The organism is Membranihabitans marinus (genome assembly GCF_021729155.1).
Lineage (GTDB): Bacteria > Bacteroidota > Bacteroidia > Chitinophagales > Saprospiraceae > Membranihabitans > Membranihabitans marinus.
This window is the reverse complement of sequence record NZ_JAJQYA010000005.1, coordinates 168,975-189,941: the sequence shown is the minus strand read 5'-3', so window position 1 is coordinate 189,941 and position 20,967 is coordinate 168,975. Positions and strand designations below refer to the sequence as shown.

General features: G+C 37.2%; 11 protein-coding genes. 1 reads left to right on the top strand and 10 read right to left on the bottom strand.

Annotated elements, in window-relative coordinates; genetic code table 11:
• Positions 1–81: 81 nt before the first annotated feature.
• The 5 genes from LVD51_RS05435 to LVD51_RS05415 all read right to left on the bottom strand — a co-directional run bounded on the left by LVD51_RS05435 (position 82) and on the right by LVD51_RS05415 (position 9,556).
• Positions 82–1,989 (bottom strand): DUF7133 domain-containing protein, encoded by a 1,908-nt coding sequence (locus tag LVD51_RS05435; protein ID WP_236970183.1) that lies wholly within the window; start codon positions 1,987–1,989, stop codon positions 82–84.
• A 1-nt stretch (position 1,990) separates the two neighbouring features.
• On the bottom strand, positions 1,991–3,406 hold the full coding sequence (locus LVD51_RS05430) for a 3-keto-disaccharide hydrolase (protein ID WP_236970182.1): 1,416 nt from the start codon (positions 3,404–3,406) through the stop codon (positions 1,991–1,993).
• Between the two features lie 225 nt (positions 3,407–3,631).
• Positions 3,632–5,005 carry a RagB/SusD family nutrient uptake outer membrane protein gene (locus LVD51_RS05425; RefSeq protein WP_236970181.1) on the bottom strand — a complete coding sequence of 458 codons (1,374 nt, stop codon included), beginning with the start codon at positions 5,003–5,005 and terminating at the stop codon, positions 3,632–3,634.
• A gap of 11 nt (positions 5,006–5,016) precedes the next feature.
• On the bottom strand, positions 5,017–8,505 hold the full coding sequence (locus tag LVD51_RS05420; protein ID WP_236970180.1) for a SusC/RagA family TonB-linked outer membrane protein: 3,489 nt from the start codon (positions 8,503–8,505) through the stop codon (positions 5,017–5,019).
• A gap of 52 nt (positions 8,506–8,557) precedes the next feature.
• Entirely contained in the window at positions 8,558–9,556 is a 999-nt protein-coding gene (locus tag LVD51_RS05415; RefSeq protein ID WP_236970179.1) for a FecR family protein, read from the bottom strand.
• Positions 9,557–9,704: 148 nt separating this feature from the next.
• On the opposite strand from LVD51_RS05415, the gene LVD51_RS05410 reads away from it, so the two are divergent.
• On the top strand, positions 9,705–10,244 hold the full coding sequence (locus LVD51_RS05410) for a sigma-70 family RNA polymerase sigma factor (RefSeq protein ID WP_236970178.1): 540 nt from the start codon (positions 9,705–9,707) through the stop codon (positions 10,242–10,244).
• A gap of 262 nt (positions 10,245–10,506) precedes the next feature.
• Here the strand turns inward: LVD51_RS05410 and LVD51_RS05405 are convergent, their stop codons facing one another.
• From LVD51_RS05405 to LVD51_RS05385, 5 genes are all read right to left on the bottom strand, one after another.
• Positions 10,507–11,946, bottom strand: a complete 1,440-nt coding sequence (locus LVD51_RS05405) for a SusD/RagB family nutrient-binding outer membrane lipoprotein (RefSeq protein WP_236970177.1) — start codon at positions 11,944–11,946, stop codon at positions 10,507–10,509.
• A gap of 15 nt (positions 11,947–11,961) precedes the next feature.
• Positions 11,962–15,219: a SusC/RagA family TonB-linked outer membrane protein gene (locus LVD51_RS05400; protein ID WP_236970176.1), complete on the bottom strand. Its 3,258-nt coding sequence runs from the start codon at positions 15,217–15,219 to the stop codon at positions 11,962–11,964.
• A 1,614-nt stretch (positions 15,220–16,833) separates the two neighbouring features.
• Positions 16,834–18,411, bottom strand: a complete 1,578-nt coding sequence (locus LVD51_RS05395; protein WP_236970175.1) for a sulfatase — start codon at positions 18,409–18,411, stop codon at positions 16,834–16,836.
• A 225-nt stretch (positions 18,412–18,636) separates the two neighbouring features.
• Positions 18,637–19,656, bottom strand: a complete 1,020-nt coding sequence (locus LVD51_RS05390; RefSeq protein ID WP_236970174.1) for a nucleoside hydrolase — start codon at positions 19,654–19,656, stop codon at positions 18,637–18,639.
• Positions 19,657–19,917: 261 nt separating this feature from the next.
• Positions 19,918–20,952, bottom strand: a complete 1,035-nt coding sequence (locus LVD51_RS05385) for a nucleoside hydrolase (RefSeq protein ID WP_236970173.1) — start codon at positions 20,950–20,952, stop codon at positions 19,918–19,920.
• Positions 20,953–20,967: the final 15 nt, after the last annotated feature.

Genomic DNA, 20,967 nt, shown 5'->3' with positions numbered 1-20,967 from the left:
TTAAACAAATTCAAATTGGGCTAAATAATAACAATCCTTTAGGCAAAAAAGCAAGAAAATGCTCGCGGCTTATTCTCAATCTCATTGCTCCAAAGAACGAATCCATTTAGCTATCTTCTCCAAATCATGATCAGGAATATGTGACATGGGAGGCATAGGGGTGGCAAATTCGGGCCAATTACTCGGTTGTGGTTTTTTAATCAAATCAATTAACTTGTCTATGGAATAATTCCGCTTAGCAATATTCGCAAATGAAGGACCCACTCTCTTATCAGATTTATGATGACAAGAAATACAGGTATATTTGTTCAATAACAATTCTATATTTTCGACTTTGTCATTCTTTTCAATTCCTTCACCAGAACTAGGTCCCACTAACTTTACATCTGCATTTGACAACGTAACATCATTTGGAATTACTCGATTGTCTGATGTAATCATTAGTTTCCTCATTTTGGGCAATTCGGTTAATGTATAATAACCAACACTATGCAACAAAGCCGACCTATCATGAGAAGCAATACCAGGCAAACTCACTTCATAAATATAGCCTAATTTCATTTCATCGAGAACCAGCCTAACTTTCATTCGATCCGGTGAAATTTCAATAGCTTTAATTTTAGCATATTTAGAATCAATGATGGGACTTCCATAATTGTGATGATACTTATAAGTAAAGCTACGCATTTGATATGATGCAACATCACGTGCCGTAGCTATATCCACTGGATGGGTAAATTCAATTTCAAATCCATCCGATTGAGCACGAACAGCCTTCATTTCAAAGGGTACATCTCCATTCCATATTACACGTTGTAGGCCGTATAGTTCTCCACCTATTGAACCCCATCCTCTTGCTGTCATACCTACGAATAGACTACCATCTCTCCCCAATTCTAACCTCATCACACCTGAAGAAAAACCACTAAGAAATGGAAAAACAACACCTTGTTTTACGCCATTCACTTCCTCAACAAAAATTCGATTAATTATACTCTGGCCTTGGTCTCCAATTAAAAATTGCCCCTTATAAGGCCCCATAAAATTTTCTTCTAAGGGTAAAATATCAGAAGTAGACACCCCTAATACAGCATGAGGAATGTACACAGTAGGAGATTTAAGTCCTTCGACTGATTTGGCTACTTCAAACATCGGACTACCTGTATCGGGAATATCATCTACTTCAAGGTTAACTGGTGAATTTTCTTCACTAGACCAAACCAAGGATGCAGGATGCCCAACAAAATCACCAATTTCAACCTCATTAAACCAACCTGAACCTATCCATCCCCCTTGATTTTCTGAATAGTATAAATTTCCTTTCCCATCAATAGTTAATCCTGCCGGCGACCTCATACCTGCTGCAATAGGGAATAACTCCCCATCTGGAGTAATCTTAACCATCCACCCCCTCCACTTTACCTTACTCACCATCTGACCACCAATCCAACCTAAGTTCAAAGTAACAATCATGTTTCCTTCTTTATCAAAAACCGGCCCATAGGCATATTCATGATAATTCCCTGTGAGTTGAAAAGTATGGATGGTCTTATATTCATCTGCTCTATTATCCCCATCAAAATCTCGTAATCTAGTTAATTCTTGTCGTTGAGTGACGTATAAATCATCTTGATGATAAGCCAACCCCAAAGGTTCATGTAATCCTCGAGCAAACAAAAAGTAGCTTGGAGAAGTACCTCCTTTTTTATACGGATTCGATATAATCCAAACCTCTCCTCTCCTTGTACATACTGCTAATTTATCATTGGGCAATAGCGCCAAACCACTAACTTCTAATACAATATCTTGCGGTATTTCCAAAGATTGAAGATGATAATAATCTTCTTCTTTAGGATAGTAAATTGTATCTCTAGACTTTTGCTGCGCATATACAGAAAAACCAAATATACAAATCACAATTATACAAAAAACACATCGCGTTTTTAACAACATTCGATTGAGGTATTTTCTCCGTCTAATCGCTTTCATATTACCAGATAATTTTATATTCTAAATCCCCTCCACACACCTGCATCATCACTCTCAATTCCATTTTTTGATCGAATTCCACCAAATGAATAGTATATCTATCATCTACTTGAATGTAATAAGAGTCATCAACGCGGTAAAGTTTATTATTTATTTTCTCAATAATTTCCCCAGATATAAGTCGACAAACAAGATTTTCGAGACTAGAGTCAACTTGAATCCTGCGATGTAATCCTGATTGGTCCTCTAAGGGATTGATTTTATCACTAATTTCTATATCGGCTAGCCTGAATTTAAATGTAGGATCTCGATCTTCATCCAACATATATCCTTCCATTTTGAGATAATCTAATTCATATTTATCAACCCATGGTTGATAAATATTATCCAAAATATACAAATGGGGTTCATCAGACAAGTGAACTACACTTCCCAATGGTTTGGCTACTTGTGAATTTCCGCGGCGATGCCACATTCCTGTGGTTTCCACAAAATCACCTCGCCAAACTTGAAGCAAACTTCCTTGACGAGTATCAAAAGAATAATTAACCCCATTTGGATAACCAACAGACACCACATAAGGCAATTTTTCATCTTTATAATTTAGAAAGCTTCTAAGAATATAAGGTTCTTGTAGAGGTCTTAAAATAATGGGATCTACTACTGTACGATCCAATACAGTATCAATTATTTCCAACTCTCTATATTTTAAATTTCTAATCGCCACCCGACCATGATCTCCTTGAATCATCAGTGGTCCAAATGCTTCCTCATTCTTAAAATAGGTAGACCGCGTAGGACCTGATATTTCCACTTCATCTTGGATTAATATATCATTTAAATAAACCTTAACAAACCTTGCATTACTAATTTTAATTCCATTTTCATCAAACCGTGGTGCTTTAAATAAGATCCTCAAATTTTGCCAAAGCCCAGGAGCACGACAAGCATTCAATAATGGAGGTACACCTTCGTATCCTTTATTAAATTCTTGATTATCGTCCCATCTCTGATATATACCTCCGCAATCAGCATAGGTGGGAAATATCTTCCTCCAACTATCAAATAATTGAACTTCATAACGCCCCATTAAATAAATGCCTGAATTGGATTGATGAGCCATCATAAAATCCAAGGACAATTCTATGTCACCAAAAGTGGATTCTGTTATCAAATGAGATTTATCTTCTGAAGTTGGAATATTTACTAAAACACCATCCCCTTCTTCCATCATTTCTACATTTGAATAATCGCCAAATCCCCAAAAGATTTTGCTAATCTCTTGCCAATTTTCGCCAACATCAACAAAATCATCGAAGCCTAAATAATGAAAATTCGTATCAATTTGTGCAAAAACAGGTATCGAAATTAACAGTAACAATAAAATCGAAAACTGCCTTAAAAATCCACCTATCATATTAAAAAAATTTCTCAATCGAAAATAAACAATGAAAAAAACACCAATTAAAAAGCCCATAATTAGTTATAAATAATTGAACTCAACACCAAAAGCTTCCAATACATTCTTGATTTCAGCTATAAAAAACCGAATAGCCATTTATATACAAAATACAATTATTTAACTACTCTATAAAACCCAACAATACTGAGATTCAATATTAAAAAGTATTTAGTTTAAAAATTAATAACCTGGGTTTTGCTTAAGGATTGATTCATCATTGATATTATCGATTTCTCTTTGAGGGATTGGAAATATTTTTTGATAATCATTTACTGAATAACCTTTTTCGGTTAATACTTCAACATATCGATTTGTCCTCACCAAATCAAACCATCGATGACCTTCACAAGCAAGTTCATGTAATCTTTCATTCTCAACAGCCAATCTAAATGAATTTTGATCTGGCAAATCATTTGAATTTAAATCATCCAAACCAGCTCTATTACGAATCCTATTTAAATACTCAAAAGCCACACCAGATGATTGATAGCCTAATTCATTCTCAACCTCTGCCAACATTAACAGCACATCTGCATACCTCAATACAGGCCAATCACTTTCTCCTTGCCCATTATTCGCTTCTGGATATTTATTTTGAAGCAGATAAATTAATGAAGAAGTTGAATCTACCGTTGCAGCTTTTCGAATATCATTCACCTCAAATGAATTATGAAAAGCCTCTTCAATTCTCAGACTAGGCTGATTTATATTTCTAAATGAATAATTAAATCCATTTCCATTTTGTCCATCATTGGTCCATCTAACCGCGAATATTATTTCGGAATTGTATTCATTACCAATATCAAAAACATCCATAAAATTTGGTTCCAATTCAACAAACTGGCCCTCAAAACCTACAACTTTCATTAGTACTTCTTTAGCTTCCTGAAACTTATTTTGGGTAAGTAACACCTTCCCCAAAATACCATTTGCAGCTATCGAAGTAGCCCTTCCCTTCTCCAAATCATACGATGTCGGCAGCAATTGCACCGCCAATTCAAAATCTGATTCAATAAGCTCATATACTTCGTTTGCATTACTCTGAGGAATGGTTGTAGATTCCGCTGGAGATATAGGCACTCTGACTATAGGAATATTTTCAAATAAACGCACTAGATAAAAATATATTAGGCCTCGTATAAAGTGAGCCTCACCTTTTATTCTAGATTTTATATCCGCATCAATATCAGCTTCATCGATTAAGTTCAAAATATTATTCACTTGATTAATTCCGCTATATCCATCTTGCCAAGTTCCTTGAATTTCTGAATTAGTGGAATTAACTGAAAATTCATCGATGTCAGACCTTGTTGTAACGGATCCTGAAACTGAAGGCCGACCAATGTCTGCTCGAATGTCGCCAAACAATATCACATCACCGTACAAACCGCCTGATCTCAAAGTATTATATGCAGAATTAATGGCTGCAATAAAATCATTTTCTGATTGATAAAAATTATCATTACTTAATTGAGATGCAGGTGCAATATTAAGACTTTCGTTACAACTCAATAAAGAAAATATCGTAATAGAAATTAATATTAATTTTTTCATTTTATCTTTTTTTAAATCCCTAATTTAATACCCAAAGTAAATCTTCTAGCCAAAGGATAAGAACCATAGTCCTCACCTGGATTAAGGGCAGATCCCCCTTGATAACTTACTTCAGGATTATACCCTAAATATTTAGTGAAATAAGCCAAATTATTTGCTCCTAAATACAATCTCAAACTCCTTGCATTTAACTTAGACAAAACCTCTCCAGTAACATTATAGCCTAATGTAATATTCTGTATTCTTATAAAAGATCCATCTTCTAACCATCGAGTAGAGGCCTGGTTATTATTCCCACTTGTAGTTGAATTGGCTCTAGGAACTATACCATTTCCGGGTTCCTCTGGTGATTTCCATCTATTTACTGCAACAGCAAGCTGATTTTGATTGGCTTCAAGATTTTCAATAAATCGACGATTAATATGTAAAACCGAATTGCCCTGTACTCCATTTAAAACCACATTTAAATCAATATTTTTATACTTAAAGGAATTACTCAACCCCCAAATAAAATCAGGGAAAGGAGACCCAACAACCACTCTATCGTTTGCATCTATTACTCCATCATTGTTATTATCCTTATATTTCACATCTCCTGGCCAAGTACCTCTTGAAATATTCCATGTGGCAGAATTTTCAATTTCTTCTTGTGTTTGAAATATTCCTTCTTGTTCCAACAAATAAAAAGCACCCAATTCACCTCCTATTTCTGTAATATGTATTCCTCCTATAGCCCCTCCAGAAATAATAGGATCTCCTTCTTCCCCTAATTTCAGAACTTCATTCTTGTTAGAAGAAATATTAAAATTAGTTGTCCAATCAAAATCGTCAGTATTAATTATATTTCCTTTAAATAAAAATTCAACTCCCGAATTTCGTATCGCCCCTAGGTTTTGCAAAGCAGAAGTAAAACCAGACACTGTAGGAATAGGTACATTTAATAGGAGATTATCAGTTTCACTATTATAATAATCTACACTAAAAAATAATCGATCATTAAAAGCACCTACTTCCATCCCAATGTTGTATTGACTAGTTGTTTCCCAAGTAAGGTCAGGATTGGCAATTGAAGAGGGACTAAATCCACTCACACTGCTTCCTGTACCTTGTCCCAAGACGTAAGTATTAGGCTGTAACAATCCTAAAGCAGCATAATTTCCAATTCTATTATTACCACTAATACCATAACTAGCTCTTAACTTTAATTCACTTAAATTTTTTGCCTGTTGTAAAAAAGCTTCATCAAGAATTGACCATCCAACAGAAACCGATGGAAATGTACCATATTTATTATTTGCTCCAAACCTTGAAGACCCATCTCGTCTTATAGATGCTGTCAAAAAATATTTATTATCATAGTTATAATTTACTCTTCCAAATAATGAAACCAAGGACCATTCTTGTATACTAGTTATAGCATTTGATATAGTATTGGAATTACTATTGATTGTTTTCACAATAGTATTAGAATAGCCTCTCGCCTCTATACTTGTATTGTTTTGATCAAATTTTTGATATGAAAATCCACCTAAAAAATTAAATTTATGCCCACCTATATCTTTTTTATAATTCAAGGTATTCTCATTCAACCATGTTGTTTGAAAGAAAGAATTAGTATTTGAAAAATCATCCTCTGAATTTCGAGTTATAATATTGGGAATAAACTCACTCCTATTAAAGGTTAAAAAATCTCCACCTATGCTGGTTTTGAAAACTAAGTTTTTAATTAATTCAAATTCTAAATATCCGTTACCAATTGTTCTAAATTGAGAACTCTTTCCATCATAGTGTTCGATATTTAATAAAGGATTCGTAACATTACAGCACCGCAAGGTCGCATCGTTATCTACAAAAGATTCCATATTGGACTCTAATGGCAAAAATGGAAATTGAATTTCAGCTATATTAATTACACCGCCATTTGCCCAATGACCTTCCGCCTTAACCTCATCATAAACTGAATAGGTAGGTGTTAGATTTACTCCTAACTTTAATTTATCATTTAACTCTGATTGTACATTGACTCTCAAGGAATATCTTTCAAATCCTGAAGATTTAACTATCCCTTCCTCGTTTAAATACCCACCAGACAAATAATAATTCATCTTTTCATTGCCACCAGAAGCAGATAATTGATAATTAGCTACTGGTGCATTTCTAAATATTTGGTCTTGCCAATCTGTATTTACGCCTCTATATTGAGCCTCATTTGATAAAAATTGAGGAGGAAGGAGACCAACATCATTGGTATTAGCTGCATTTGCGTAAGCTTCTCGAACTAAGTCAAGAAATTCATCCCCATTCATCAAATCCAATTTATTAATAACAGATTGAGTCCCTAAAGAAGCATTAAAATTAATTCTGGCTTTACCTTCTTGCCCCTGCTTGGTAGTTATTAAGACAACACCTGTTGCTGCCCTTGAACCATATATCGATGCTGCTGCGGCATCCTTCAGAATTTCTATTGATAATATATCATCGGGATTTATTGAAGACAAAGGATTCGTCCCTTGATCAACTCCACCTATATTAGCTTGTTCTACAGGAAATCCATCAATTACATACAGTGGATCGTTACCCGCATTAATTGAACCCGTTCCTCTAATTCTTATATTCATATTCCCACCAGGGGCACCCGTAGTTTGCTGTATCTGCACACCAGCGACTTTGCCCGATAATGCCCTTGCAAAACCATCCGTTGGAATTTCTCCAAGCTCTTCTGATGAAATGGAAGAAATTGCACCAGTTACTTCCCTTTTAGTTTGCTTACCATAGCCCACAACCACAACTTCATCCAACAACTCAGAATCTGATTGCAATACCACTTCAATGTTTGTTTTACCCATTAATGCAATCTCTTGAGTTTGATATCCTATATATGACACGACCAATACTGCATTTTCATCTACATCTTCTAACAAAAATTTTCCATCAAAATCTGTCGCTGTACCTTTATCTCTTCCTTTGACTAAGACGTTAACTCCTACTAAAGGTTGACCAGTCTGATCCACAACCCTACCTGTCACATTAACCACCAAACGCTTGTTATATATATCCATGAGTGTCTGGGTTGAAAGAGGGACAACTTTAGCTGTTTGTCTACGTACAACTTCCTTCTGCTGCTGCATAATGCCTTCCATATGCTTAATCATATCCTCCATGGACTTCAATCCTTCAGCATCATTTTTATAAAGGATCACAAAACGTTTTTGCAAGATTTGAAACTTCAAATCAGTATCTTTCAATAACAAATCAATAGCTTCTGTCACATCAGATACTTCAGTATATTCCTGATCTACCTTAAGACCTTGAACCAAAGCCAAATCAAAGGTAAAGTAGACATCAAAACGCTTGCTGATATCCTTAATAGCCTCCGTAAATGCAATATCATTATCACGATATGCCTCCATGGGAGCTGCTTGAGGCAGCTGCATGGCTATAAAAAATGATAAAATAATGGGAATCATTACTCTATTTTGAGTAAATAAATTTAATTTCATAGCAAAATCTATTTAAAGGGTTTTTAATATGAGTAAGGAGGCTGTCGCCAAACTATTCCTCCTTACTTATTTTTTTAATCTTCAATTCATTATTATTTTCTTCTATCTTAACTCCTAATGAAATTTCTATGGTTTGTAAAACCAAAGGCCAATCTGAGAAAGGAATACTGGTATACATCCGACGCTCAAGTAAACTTTTATCGACCACAAGGAATTTTTTACCATATAAATCCTCAATCTCTGTAAACATATCAGAAACCGATACATCTTCGAAATTCAATACCCCATTCACCCAATCAAGATCTTCGGCAGCTTTAGTTTTATTACGTGTAACAACTAATTTATCCTTCATGACGGAGAAATCTATTTTATCTCCCGGAGCCATTTCCAATTGAGCCTGCTCCTCGCTTTTTAGATCCAATACAATTTTCCCTGTTTTTAATTCCACCTCGGTTTCATCCCGTCGGTTATTGATATTAAAAGTTGTCCCCAGGACATTGACTTTTAAATCCTCGGTCTCAACCTGAAATTTCACCTCTCCTTCCATATGTTGAACATCAAAATATGCCTCTCCAATTAATTCTGCTTTACGCAATCCTTTACGCTGCCAGTTTTCATCCCAAACCAATGTAGAATTGGCGTTGAGAATGACTTTACTTCCATCATCTAGATCAATAGTTAAGGTTTCACCAAAATCCGTGGAATATATTTTATCGTCATTAAATAACAATTGACTGACACCATAGACCATGACGACTAAAAGCAAAATAGCTGCCGCCCAGCGCATAACTGGTATAAAATATTTCTTGTTAACTTGATCAACTTGGGGTGAATTAGAAGGCATATCAATTTGGGATAAAAATTCATTCCAAGTTTTAGGCTGCAGATCTTTATCTTTTAGGTCCGTTTCCCACAGCTCTGCCATATATTCCTTCACCACAAATTGATTCTCTTCTTGCTTAACCCAATGTATGAATATTTTATATTCAGATACAGTGATCGTGTTATTGATAAATTTTTTATAAAGTTCGAAATATCTAAGTTTACTCACACATTAGTTTTTTGCTCATTGAATACTAACAAGTCGTCAAAAACTCAAAAAAGGACTAATTGTTTTTTAAGTTTTTTTTTATTTACTTTACATTATCAACCTACAAATCAATCAATGCCAAAATATTATACCTACAACAAAGAATATAATGAAACATAATTTAGTTGCTAAATTATATAATGACTATAGCCATCAAGTATTCGGATTCGCACTTAAACATATCAAATCCGAAGAATTAGCTCATGACATTGTCCAAGATGTCTTCTTAGTTCTTTGCCAAAAGGACCTAAAGAAAGTAAAAAACATTAAATCCTTTATTTTCCAAATCACCAGCCATAAAGTTGCCGACCACTTCAGAAAACGAGTAAAAGATGAAAAACTGCAACAAGACATGTGGACCTATATCGCTGGCAAACAATTACAACACAACGACCAACTCATTTCAAAGGAATACGAGATCCAATTCCAAAAAGCAATGGATGAATTAACACCTCAACAAAAAATTATCTTCCGAATGAGTAGAGAAGAAGGCCTCTCTAACAAAATGATTGCAGAAAAACTACACCTATCCAAAAACACCGTTAAAAATCATATGGTCAGTGCACTAAAGACCTTAAAAAAAAATATCATCCTCCCTTCTGACAATATCGTATATATCATCTGTCTAGCATTTATCCTAGGTTTGTAATACGTATTATACGAATTACATTTATAATTGACGGTAATATTTCGATTTACTTGAAGTTTTACTTCGTTTAAAATACTCGCCGTAGCTACTACTATGCCTGTGTTTTTAGCCTCGTCAAACTTCAAATATTCTCAAAATCTTTACCGTCATTATAAAATGTAATTCGTATTACTCAATTAGAAAAAAAATCCTTAAAACAAAAAACCCCCTCATGCAGCCAACGCAGGAGGAGGTTTTATATGACACTTTGATTAAAGCCATTTCAATTCATGTCCCAAAAAACCGTCGCTCTATAATTGTCATTGTTATAACGAGTGGCGGCTTCCTTGACATTGGGTCCGTTTAAGGTCGCTTCTTCTACTGGGAAGATCATCCGCTTAGGAATATCATCAATGGTTAATCCCGATGGAGGATTGAATATGGGATAATCGAATATCCGCCATGTTGTCCACCCCTCAAATCCATTATTGAATAAAGATATCCATTTTTGCACCGCTATTTTCTGTCGCCAATCCCCTTCAGCAGTCTCATAGGCCACATTAGTTTGCGCCAAGTAATCATCTACCTGTTCTTGGCTTCCACCCCAAAACAAAATAGACGCCTTTATCCCTTCATTGTAGTATTCACTAGCTGTACCTCCAACATTGTAACCCCGAGCTGCAGCCTCAGCCAGTAAAAACTGGACTTCAGTATAATCCAATAAATTACCGGGAAGCGTTGGCTGCAAAAATACCGACGCCAAATGACTGTATAGCGAATATGCATTTACTTCGCCATATACTCCACCGACAAACTCATCGGTACCTGATTTGACATCATAATAGAGAGCTCTTCTCGGATCATTTAAATCGTTCATAATATCTACAATGGTATTGGCTGGCAAAAAATCATTTCGACCACTGAGAACCAAATTTTCATACAGTGGATTGGTATTGGGGGAAGCTGAATAATACTGCATTAAAGCACTCTGGGAAGGATCTGTAAACACCTTGTCATAGGCAGACTCCACAATTGCCTTAGCCCTGTCGCTGTCCATGTCAGCCAATCTCATTCCCAATTTCAATTTCAAGGAATAAGCCAATGCAAGCCATTTTTCTACATCTCCTCCATAAATAGGATCTTCACTTCCAAAAGAGGTAAAATTCGTTTTCAACTTGGCAATGGATTCATCCAACTCCAATAAAATACCGGTATAAATATCTTCACCTTTATCGTATTTAGGCTGAATAATATCTTCTTGTAAGGCTTCCGAATAAGGTACATCACCAAATATATCTACTAGAGTAGCATAGGTAAATACTTCCAAAATACCAATAATGCCGATTTTATTTTCTCTTACTTCTTCGTCACCAGACAACACAACCTCCTCTTGATTTAATAATTTCTCACACTCTTGCAAATCCACCAACACATTGGCATACAATACTTCAAAGGTTTTATCCGGGATATTTCTAGTCACCATATTGTACTGACTTTCATCTGGATAAGTAGTCTGTGACCAATATTGAGCATAAAGCCTAAATACATTGTAATTGACTTCGCACTCCGACATCTGAGTCACCAAATTCACCGCTGCATTTGTAAATAGTGGATTTGCGGGAATGGTACTCGGATTTTTCTTATCGGTGTTCAAATCTTCAAAGTTATCCGTTGAGCATGCCAGAAACCCAATCAACAATAAAAACAAAATATAATTTTTCATAATAATATGATTATTTTATAAATCTAATTTCAAACTCAAACCCATAGATCTCACTGTAGGATAAGCCCCTGCAGAATACCCCTGTGCATTTCCAGCACCCAATCCAGTTTCGGGATCGGCAAACAAAATATTTTTATCGATGATCCACAAGTTCCGCCCAACCAATGAGATGGTCGCTCCTCTTATATACTTAGAAATTTTACTCACGGGCAAATCGTAAGAGATACCCAACTCTCTCAACTTCACATAGGAAGCATCGTAAACCGTCATTTGACCAGGATTTCTTTCTGAATTCCCCCAGTAATAAGCTTCTACTGTTTCGGTAGCGGGCACTCTAATATCATTGACGGAACCGTCTTCCTTAACGCCCTTAAAGATTATCCCACCGCTAATTTCTGGTTGACCTTCTACCACAGGATCACGAATGGGATTCCCCAAATCATTCAAGCCCGCAGTATAATACGGTAAGCCCGTCCCTTGGCCATAGTGCAAATCCAAGGAATAAATATCTCCACCCTGAGATACATCAATTAAAAAGTTCAATGACAAATTCTTATAGCTAAAGGCATTTGACCATCCAGCAATCCAGTCTGGATTCATATTTCCGATGACTTGATCTGCCTCGGCAATATAATAACCGTTGCTATTGACCACTCTTTGACCATCTAGCAATTTATATCCAGTTCCTCGAATCGTCCCATAAGGCTGACCGATGGTAGCATTAATGGAAATACCCCCTTGATAGCTTTCTAACTCCAAATTATCCACTCCTTCGAACAAGGACAACACCTTACTGTCGTTTTTGGTAAAGTTGATATTGGAATGCCAGTTAAAGGCTTTAGAACGAATGACATTAAAATTCAAAATCAATTCGATCCCCTTATTTTCTACCTCTCCTGCATTTACAAACTTATAAGTATAACCTGTGGTCTTCGACGTAGCTACAGGCAGTATTTGATCGACGGTATTGTTTTTGTACCACGAAAAGTCAAAACCCAAACGATTGTCTAAAAACCCCATTTCCAGACCAAATTCCAATGATTTTGTCCGCTCAGGCTTCAAGTCGGCATTGTTCTTGGTATCTGGCAGTGAAAAAATAGACGATGTACCAAAATTGGAGCTTTTGCGATAGGTATCTAATATACTTCGCGCAGGTGCATCATTACCCACTTCACCATAACTGGCTCGCAATTTGCTAAAATTCAAGAAATCCAAACGCAGCAATCGCGAGAATACAAATCCCGATGAAATAGAAAAATAATTATACGTGTTATTGTCCACAGGCAAAGTAGATGAAATGTCTACCCGATCTGTCAAATCGAGAAATAGGAAATCCTTATATCCCAATGACACTGACGCATAGTAACCATTGACTTGCTTTTCATTCAAGGTTTCTTCTGGCAGTGGGCTTGGATTCAGTGAATTGCTCAAGGCATATAAATGCGGTACTACTAAACCACCAGCCGTAGATGCCCTCGTGCGATCATCAGTAGATTTTCTAATATTTAATCCCAACAAAGTTTTTAATGAAAAATCCGTACTTAAGTCGGTTTCATAAGTACCTATTAAATCAAAATTGGTCTCCAAATAAGACAGGGTATATCGCTGATATCCACTTTGAACTTCTTCTCGGTTGATACCATCGGGCTCGACCCCAAATTCAGCAGCTGTTGACCCTACAGCTCGTCGTTCCTCTCTTAAGTCATCGTAATTATCCATACCGAATCGTCCCATAATATTGATCTTATCTGTAACATCATAGGTTAAACTCACCGATCCAATCAACCGATTTCTCTCATCGGTTTGAAAATTTTCAAATCTAGTCCAATAGGGATTATCCCAATACAGTGGAGCAAAATCTCCATCCCATGGGGCACCTGAATTCCAAGTCACATTTCGTCCGGTCAAATGATAATATCTTTCCAGTGCATCTACATCTACATTGACTTGCCACCACTGTCTAAACTGCGACATAAGATTGTCACTGTATCCGGTAGAATTTCGTCCGAGTGCATCTTGCTTGGAAAATGTACCGTTAAATGCCGCCGTTAATTTATTCCCCAAATCATAGGAAGAATTGAAACTCACTGTATGTTTTTCCAATTCACTATTCGGCAATATACCATTGGTATTGTAATGAGTATATGATAGTCGAAATGCTCCGGCATCATTTCCCCCAGTAAGGGATATATTATTAGATGTTGTGGTTTCTGTCTCAAAGAAATCGACGGGAGTTGTTTTTGCCGCCAAATAAGGATAGGCCTGGCCAAACAAAGGTGATTCGGGAATAAAAGACTCCCATTGATAGACATTTAGATTGGGATCAAATTTTCCTCCATAACTGGCATCATCATAAACTGGTACCACCAAATCCAATACACCGTCCTTATTGACATCGATGTCTTCAAAATAACCCGTACTACCATAATCTGGTCCATAACCGGCACCATATTTATTTTGATATTCTAGAAAAGTTGACTTGTCGATTTGTCCAAAAGTCAAGGATGATGATACGGAAATCCCCAAACCTTGATTTTTAGCTCCTTTTTTGGTAGTAATCAAGACAACACCATTGGCAGCCCTTGATCCATACAATGCGGTAGCTCCAGCCCCCTTGAGCACACTCATGGTCTCTATATCACTGGGATTGATATCGGAAGCCGCATTGCCATAATCATAACCGGTTTTGGCTTTTGCCTGAGAAGCTAGATTCCTATTGGAATTGTCCACCGGCACTCCATCCACCACAAAGAGGGGTTGATTTTCCCCAGTCAAGGAAGAATTTCCCCGTATTACAATATTGGTAGACCCCCCAAAATTGTTATTCGTCCGAATCTGAACTCCCGACACCTTGCCCGACAAATTGTTGACAAAATTACCGGTCTGCACTCTATTGAGCTCCTGACCACCGACTTGCTGCTGCGAATACCCCAGAGAGGCTCTATCTCTAGATATACCCAAGGCAGTCACTACTGCTTCCTGCAACATTACCCCTTCGAGCAACTCTATTTTCAAATCCGTTCCAATGGCTACCTCCATTCCTTCGTATCCCGTATAACTAATTACCAAGAATTCAATATTGTCGGGCACAGTAAATTCAAATCGCCCATCAATATCAGTTATCGTTCCGATAGAACTACCCTTGGCCAGTATATTGGCGCCTATTAATGGCTCACCAAGATTGTCCAACACCGTTCCCGATGCCAACTGTTGTGCATGGGCTCCATAGACCAAAAACACCACCATAATTAAAATCGTTATCCATTTTTTCATAACTTTAATTTTATAAGTCAGATAGATATAATGAACCACCTATATATCAACACAGTGCCTTAACTGTTCACCAAGACTTCACATCCATACAGATGGTTTGTATTACAAATCACAAGGGGTTAAAACTGAAAAAACTGAGTCTATTATTCCTAGATCAAATCATCATAGGGTACTCTTTAGAATCTATCACGGATGGTCGGCGAAAAACTATTCCTATTAATTTTACAGAAAGACGTCATAGGACAATTCGACGCTATTGACGATTGCCGACTACTCCTCTAGTCATCTCACAAGATCCACCTCCTGTGCATCTCAATATTATAGATGACAGGCCATCACTGTTTCTACGAAGGGTTTATAAAGCACAATTTTTCGTTCAAATCAACATTCATGTTCTCACTATTAAACATGAATCAATTACAGAAAACGAAAAATAAATTTCCAGAATAATACAAGTTAATTACAGAAAAATCAAAACGCCTTATTAATAAATGCATTGGGTATTATATACCGTCAAAACGAAATAGGACGCAATTGAACTACAATTAACCATACTTCCATTTAGAAAACGTTTGACATTCCTTAATAGTTGCTTAACAAATTTAAAATACTAAATTTTTCCGATAATTCAAAATGAAAAATCTAACAACAACACAACAAGTAAAACACCAAACTTATACTCAGTAGCAAAAATACTGATTTCCAATAGCCTGAGTTTGATAAGAATGGCCATATAACCATAGGCATTTTCACTAAATATTTGACCACAATATTTAATACCCATTACACTTATACTTGATAAGTTCACCCAGACATGGAGCAGTGGTCGTCTTCATTAAAATCAAAGATTGATGTGAATTGAATGATAACATGAACGGTGATGCATAGGGATTTGTCACACTTTTTGCACAAACAAACAACCTGTATGACATCATTAAATTAAAACAAATGATTTCTCTGTATATGAGATGTCGAATAAAATAAAAATTCCGCCAAATCCATTTTGTTTATACTTTATGGAATCTCGTCGCAGCGCAGTGGCTAAAAACCTATCGAATTACGTTGCAGTCACGCCTCACGTAGAGACGCAATGCCTTGCGTCTCCTGTCATATATTTTAATGAAGTCTCGTCGCAACACAGTGGAAATCTGGATATAGTATAAAACTTATTCATGCCAAGCCGGAGCCAGTGGCTGAAAACCTATCGAATTACGGGGCAGTCACGCCAATTTGTAGAGGCATGACCGAATGCAGTACAAAGTACCCAATCGACTTAACGTCGATTGGATGAGAGAACCACGACCTCCGAGTCGTGGGTGGGTGGGCCTTGCGTCTTCCGTCATAGATTTTAATTAATACCACGCCGGAGCCAGTGGCTGAAAAACTATCGAATACATTGCAGTCACGCCGGAGCACAGTGGCTGAAAAACTATCGAATACATTGCAGTCACGCCGGAGCCAGTGGCTCCGGTTCCCTCGCCATTGATCCATTAAGGATCAACGATGCTGCGCATTTTGTTCGGTCATCTTCATCATTGACCGATTTACGGTCAATGGCTCTTCGAGCTTCATTCAGTCATCCTCATCCAATCCACGTCAATTCAAGAACGACAACTACTCTTCAACTTCTGCACTTCCCCACCAATCCGCATTGGGGCTATAATCTTCCGACAACCGCTGGACGCGCAGATCCTCTAATCTTTGTTGTAACACCTCCTCGATATTGACATTCCTAAGCCGTCTTTCTTCTATATCAAAAAGTGGATCTGGAACTGGATAACGAGCCTTAACCGAAGCCAAATACGATTGCAGCTCATCGTATAACTCTTCCACTAGGACTGGATTTTCAGCAGAAACATCGTTGTTTTCAAATAAATCATTGGCCATAGAATACAATTCATTTCGACCATCCTCATAATAATGGATCAACTTCCAATCGCCCTTACGGATAATTGAACTAGGCTCACCTCCTTGATTGCCATAATGAGGATAATGCCAAATGAGAGGACGCTCATCCCAATGTCCATCGTAGATCAACGACTTTAAACTTTTTCCATCCCTGTGCACATCTGGCTTTAATTCTGCATTCACTAAATCCAAGATGGTGGGATATAAATCAGATCCGACAACCGGAGTATCGATTACTTTGTTTTGAACAACGGCATCAGGGACATAAATAATCAAGGGCACGCGAATTCCTCCTTCCCACTGATAGCCCTTACCTCCTCTTAGTGGCTTTAAATTGGTCGAATAACTGTCGCCAGACACTACCCCTCCATTGTCAGAAGTAAAGACAACAATGGTATTGTCCATTAGCCCAGAAGCTTTCAACTCACCCATTACCAGTCCAACCGCATCATCCATGGATTCTACCAAGCCGGCATACACGGGATTGTCTTGATGACTGCGATAGGGAAGGACTCGCTCCATGGTATAGCCGTCTTCAGCCACACCCATTTTCACTGCTTTATCTCTATATTTTGCCCATTTTTCTTGAGTCGTTTGGATCGGACCGTGGACGGCGTAAAAAGATAAATAGGCAAAAAAAGAAGTATCTTTATTTTCTCGAATAAAATCTGCCGTTTCACGAGCCAATCTCATAGTAAGATTTTCTCCCTTAGGTCCATTTTCCAATTTGGGATTTTTATAAGGTGAAAAATACCCCCCCATTGGACTGCCTTTTTCAAATCCTCCTTTATTGATATCAAATCCATGGTCTTCTGGATAAGAGCCTTCATCTCCCATATGCCATTTACCCGCAAAAAATGTTTTATAGCCAGCCTGTTTCATTGCCTCAGGCAATACCGTCAAATCCGCATCCAATTGATGTACATAATCAGCCGGCAGCAATTTATCGATTCGCTTGTGTTCCCGCCATTTCTCTCCACTTTTCGCCCCAATCCAGTCGGTGACTCCTGTTCGAGCGGAAAATTGACCAGTCATAATACTTACTCGAGAGGGACTGCAAACCCTTGAATTGGCATAAGCTTGAGTAAACACAATCCCGGACTTTGCCAGTTGATCAATATGAGGCGTCTCGTAATATTGACTCCCCATATACCCCAAGTCATTGTAGCCCAGATCATCCACCAAGACAAAGACCACATTATGTCCTGCCTTTTCCTCGCTGGATTCCGAACAACTCGCCACCCAAAATATTGACAACAATAATAAAAGCCAACAAAATCTCATAAAATGCATTTTAAATCAAGTATATTTTAATATTGACGACTAAAAATGCAACAAAATTCCTCAAATTCAAAATATCCCAAGCCCAGCTATTTCATTCTTCTGCCTCTTAAAATAAATTTCGCAGACCATTCTCATCTAACAAATCCAATCAAGTCATGCCCTCCCATCTCCATAATTAAAATTAAAAGCGAAAATCAAACTTTAATTTTAATCATTGTCTGCCTTCTAGTTACCTGGTTCTAAAACCATTAACGCTTCAATTAATTCTGCTAATTCAGTATTCTTCAACTTTGGCAATACCTTAAAATGATTACGGCTCACTTTATCATCTCCATCTGCATCCGTCCAAAAAGTTTCAAAATCATCATTTTGTCTTAATTCTCCATTTTCTAAATCAAACAATTGAGGTCTGATTGCAAACAGCACTGCAATTTGATCCCAACTGGAACGTCCATTTTTTAAAGCATTATTCCCCCACAACTCGTATGAATGTCGCACCGGGTTGACTATTGACGTTTTGGGCAACAGTGATTTCCCTGTTATTACATCTTGGCCTGCGCCAGAAAAATAAACGGCGGTTGGCCACAACTTCAACAACCCAGAAATATAAACATCAGAACCATTTTTACCAAAATTCCAATCATTCTTTGGCGTTGTATCCGTGTGCGTCATAGCCACCCAAGATTTCACTTTCTCCTCTACCAATTTCCTACCTTCTCGATCGCACATCAAATAAAACAAACCTACGGGATGACCTACAGTTACAATTGTCACACTTTTCTTCGGTTGATTCTCCAGCATTTTCTTATACGCGACCACCAATTCTAGCCTTTCATTTTTATGAAGACCATTCGCTTTATCATAAATATTGGCCAAATATCCGGTGTAAGAATCTCGTGGATCTCCAATAACAACACTTCCTCGATATTCCCCCAACAATAAATTCGGTCGTCCAAAAAAACTATTAATTTCCGCGCAGGCAGTACTTCCATGCACATTGGCATTTGAACTATAGACAACGCCTAAAATTTTTGCTTCCTGCTTGTTTGCTAAATTATGCAATACAGCCAAGGCACCGGCATCATCACAGTCTGACCCGATATCCGTATCAAAAATAATTCGAGGAATATCCATAGTGTCACTATCAAGCAATGACTCTAAAAAATTCACTTGGTTAGCAAAACAGGCTTGCACCAACACCAAGAAATTAAATAGCAACAATACCCTCATCTTTAAATTATTCATTAAAAAATTGACACTAAATCAGCAGCCAACTCTCGGCATCCTATTACCAATGGAATTCCAATGACAACTCCATACGCCAAGGCATGTATACATATACGAGGACATTTGGACTGCAATTACTTCTCAAATTAAATATTTATCCAATCGTTTATCCCTATTAATACCACATCCTTTAGAGTAAAAAAGAATTGAAAGGCATTCAAAAATAAATGAAATACTGCATTTATTTCAAATTATAACAAACTCAGTCCAGCCTTCTAGTTATTTAGGCTCATACATCATCAAATCATCAATGATATCGGCAATATGCTGATAAGGATATTTATGCACCAAGAAAAAATACTTTCCACTTTCGTCGGCATCCCATTCATTACTCCCTTCTGAATCTACTTTTATCTTTCCGGGACCATTGACATAAAAATATTTTTCAGGATTCCTCACTGCCACCAACACTGCGGTTTGATCCCAAGATGATCTATTGTCCTCTTCTTTTTTAATATAGGTTTGCAAATTATAGTTATAAGCCCACTGTACTGGACTTGTCGCACTCCCCTGCTCCGCGACTTTTCTACCGGTTTTTATTTTCACTCCTATTTCAAATCCACTCAACAACACCGGTGTCGGCCAATCTCGAAACACTTCATATGAGGCTTCAGCGTGTTTATACACATTAAATTCTCTACCTTGAGGAATGGTACCAGCCATGGCTACCCAATGTTTAACCTTTTGCTTGACCAATTCCATTCCATTCAATTCTGAATATTCATCAGCCGTCGATTTTAGTAATTCAGCCAAATTAGATATAAATCCCACCGTAACAATGGTAACACTGCCATCGGGTTGACTGGCCAATGTCTTTCGATACACCTCAACCGCCGAGGGATAATCGGCATTAGTTTTCACCTCTGGCAAAAAATTCTTAATGATGGTATCATTCCAACCATTTTTTGCGGTAAAATTCGGTGCATTATCAGCTGGCGAACCTACGGGAATATCGGGATGGCCAAAATAAGTATTAAACGCTTCAATAGTTGGAGAAATTGAAGGATGAGCACAACTCGAAAGTGTAGCTAATATTTCACACTCCCCTTGAGCTGCCAAGGCGTGAAGTACGGTAATCGCTCCCACATCATCGTAGTCTGGTCCCATATCGGTATCAAAAATAATCTTTGGCGATGGACTAGGATTGACAATAGAAGAATCCTTCTCATCAGTTGGCGTGTCCGAATAACTAGAACATGCCACCGACAATCCTAGCAACATGATTGAAAAAAAGTAAAATTTGTAATTTATCATAGTTTGAATTTTCTC

Bases quoted from the DNA above. Each gene is read 5' to 3' on its own strand.
- LVD51_RS05435 (WP_236970183.1), bottom strand. From the start codon at position 1,989: ATGAAAGCGATTAGACGGAGAAAATACCTCAATCGAATGTTGTTAAAA.
- LVD51_RS05430 (WP_236970182.1), bottom strand. From the start codon at position 3,406: ATGATAGGTGGATTTTTAAGGCAGTTTTCGATTTTATTGTTACTGTTA.
- LVD51_RS05425 (WP_236970181.1), bottom strand. From the start codon at position 5,005: ATGAAAAAATTAATATTAATTTCTATTACGATATTTTCTTTATTGAGT.
- LVD51_RS05420 (WP_236970180.1), bottom strand. From the start codon at position 8,505: ATGAAATTAAATTTATTTACTCAAAATAGAGTAATGATTCCCATTATT.
- LVD51_RS05410 (WP_236970178.1), top strand. From the start codon at position 9,705: ATGAAACATAATTTAGTTGCTAAATTATATAATGACTATAGCCATCAA.
- LVD51_RS05405 (WP_236970177.1), bottom strand. From the start codon at position 11,946: ATGAAAAATTATATTTTGTTTTTATTGTTGATTGGGTTTCTGGCATGC.
- LVD51_RS05400 (WP_236970176.1), bottom strand. From the start codon at position 15,219: ATGAAAAAATGGATAACGATTTTAATTATGGTGGTGTTTTTGGTCTAT.
- LVD51_RS05395 (WP_236970175.1), bottom strand. From the start codon at position 18,411: ATGAGATTTTGTTGGCTTTTATTATTGTTGTCAATATTTTGGGTGGCG.
- LVD51_RS05390 (WP_236970174.1), bottom strand. From the start codon at position 19,656: ATGAATAATTTAAAGATGAGGGTATTGTTGCTATTTAATTTCTTGGTG.
- LVD51_RS05385 (WP_236970173.1), bottom strand. From the start codon at position 20,952: ATGATAAATTACAAATTTTACTTTTTTTCAATCATGTTGCTAGGATTG.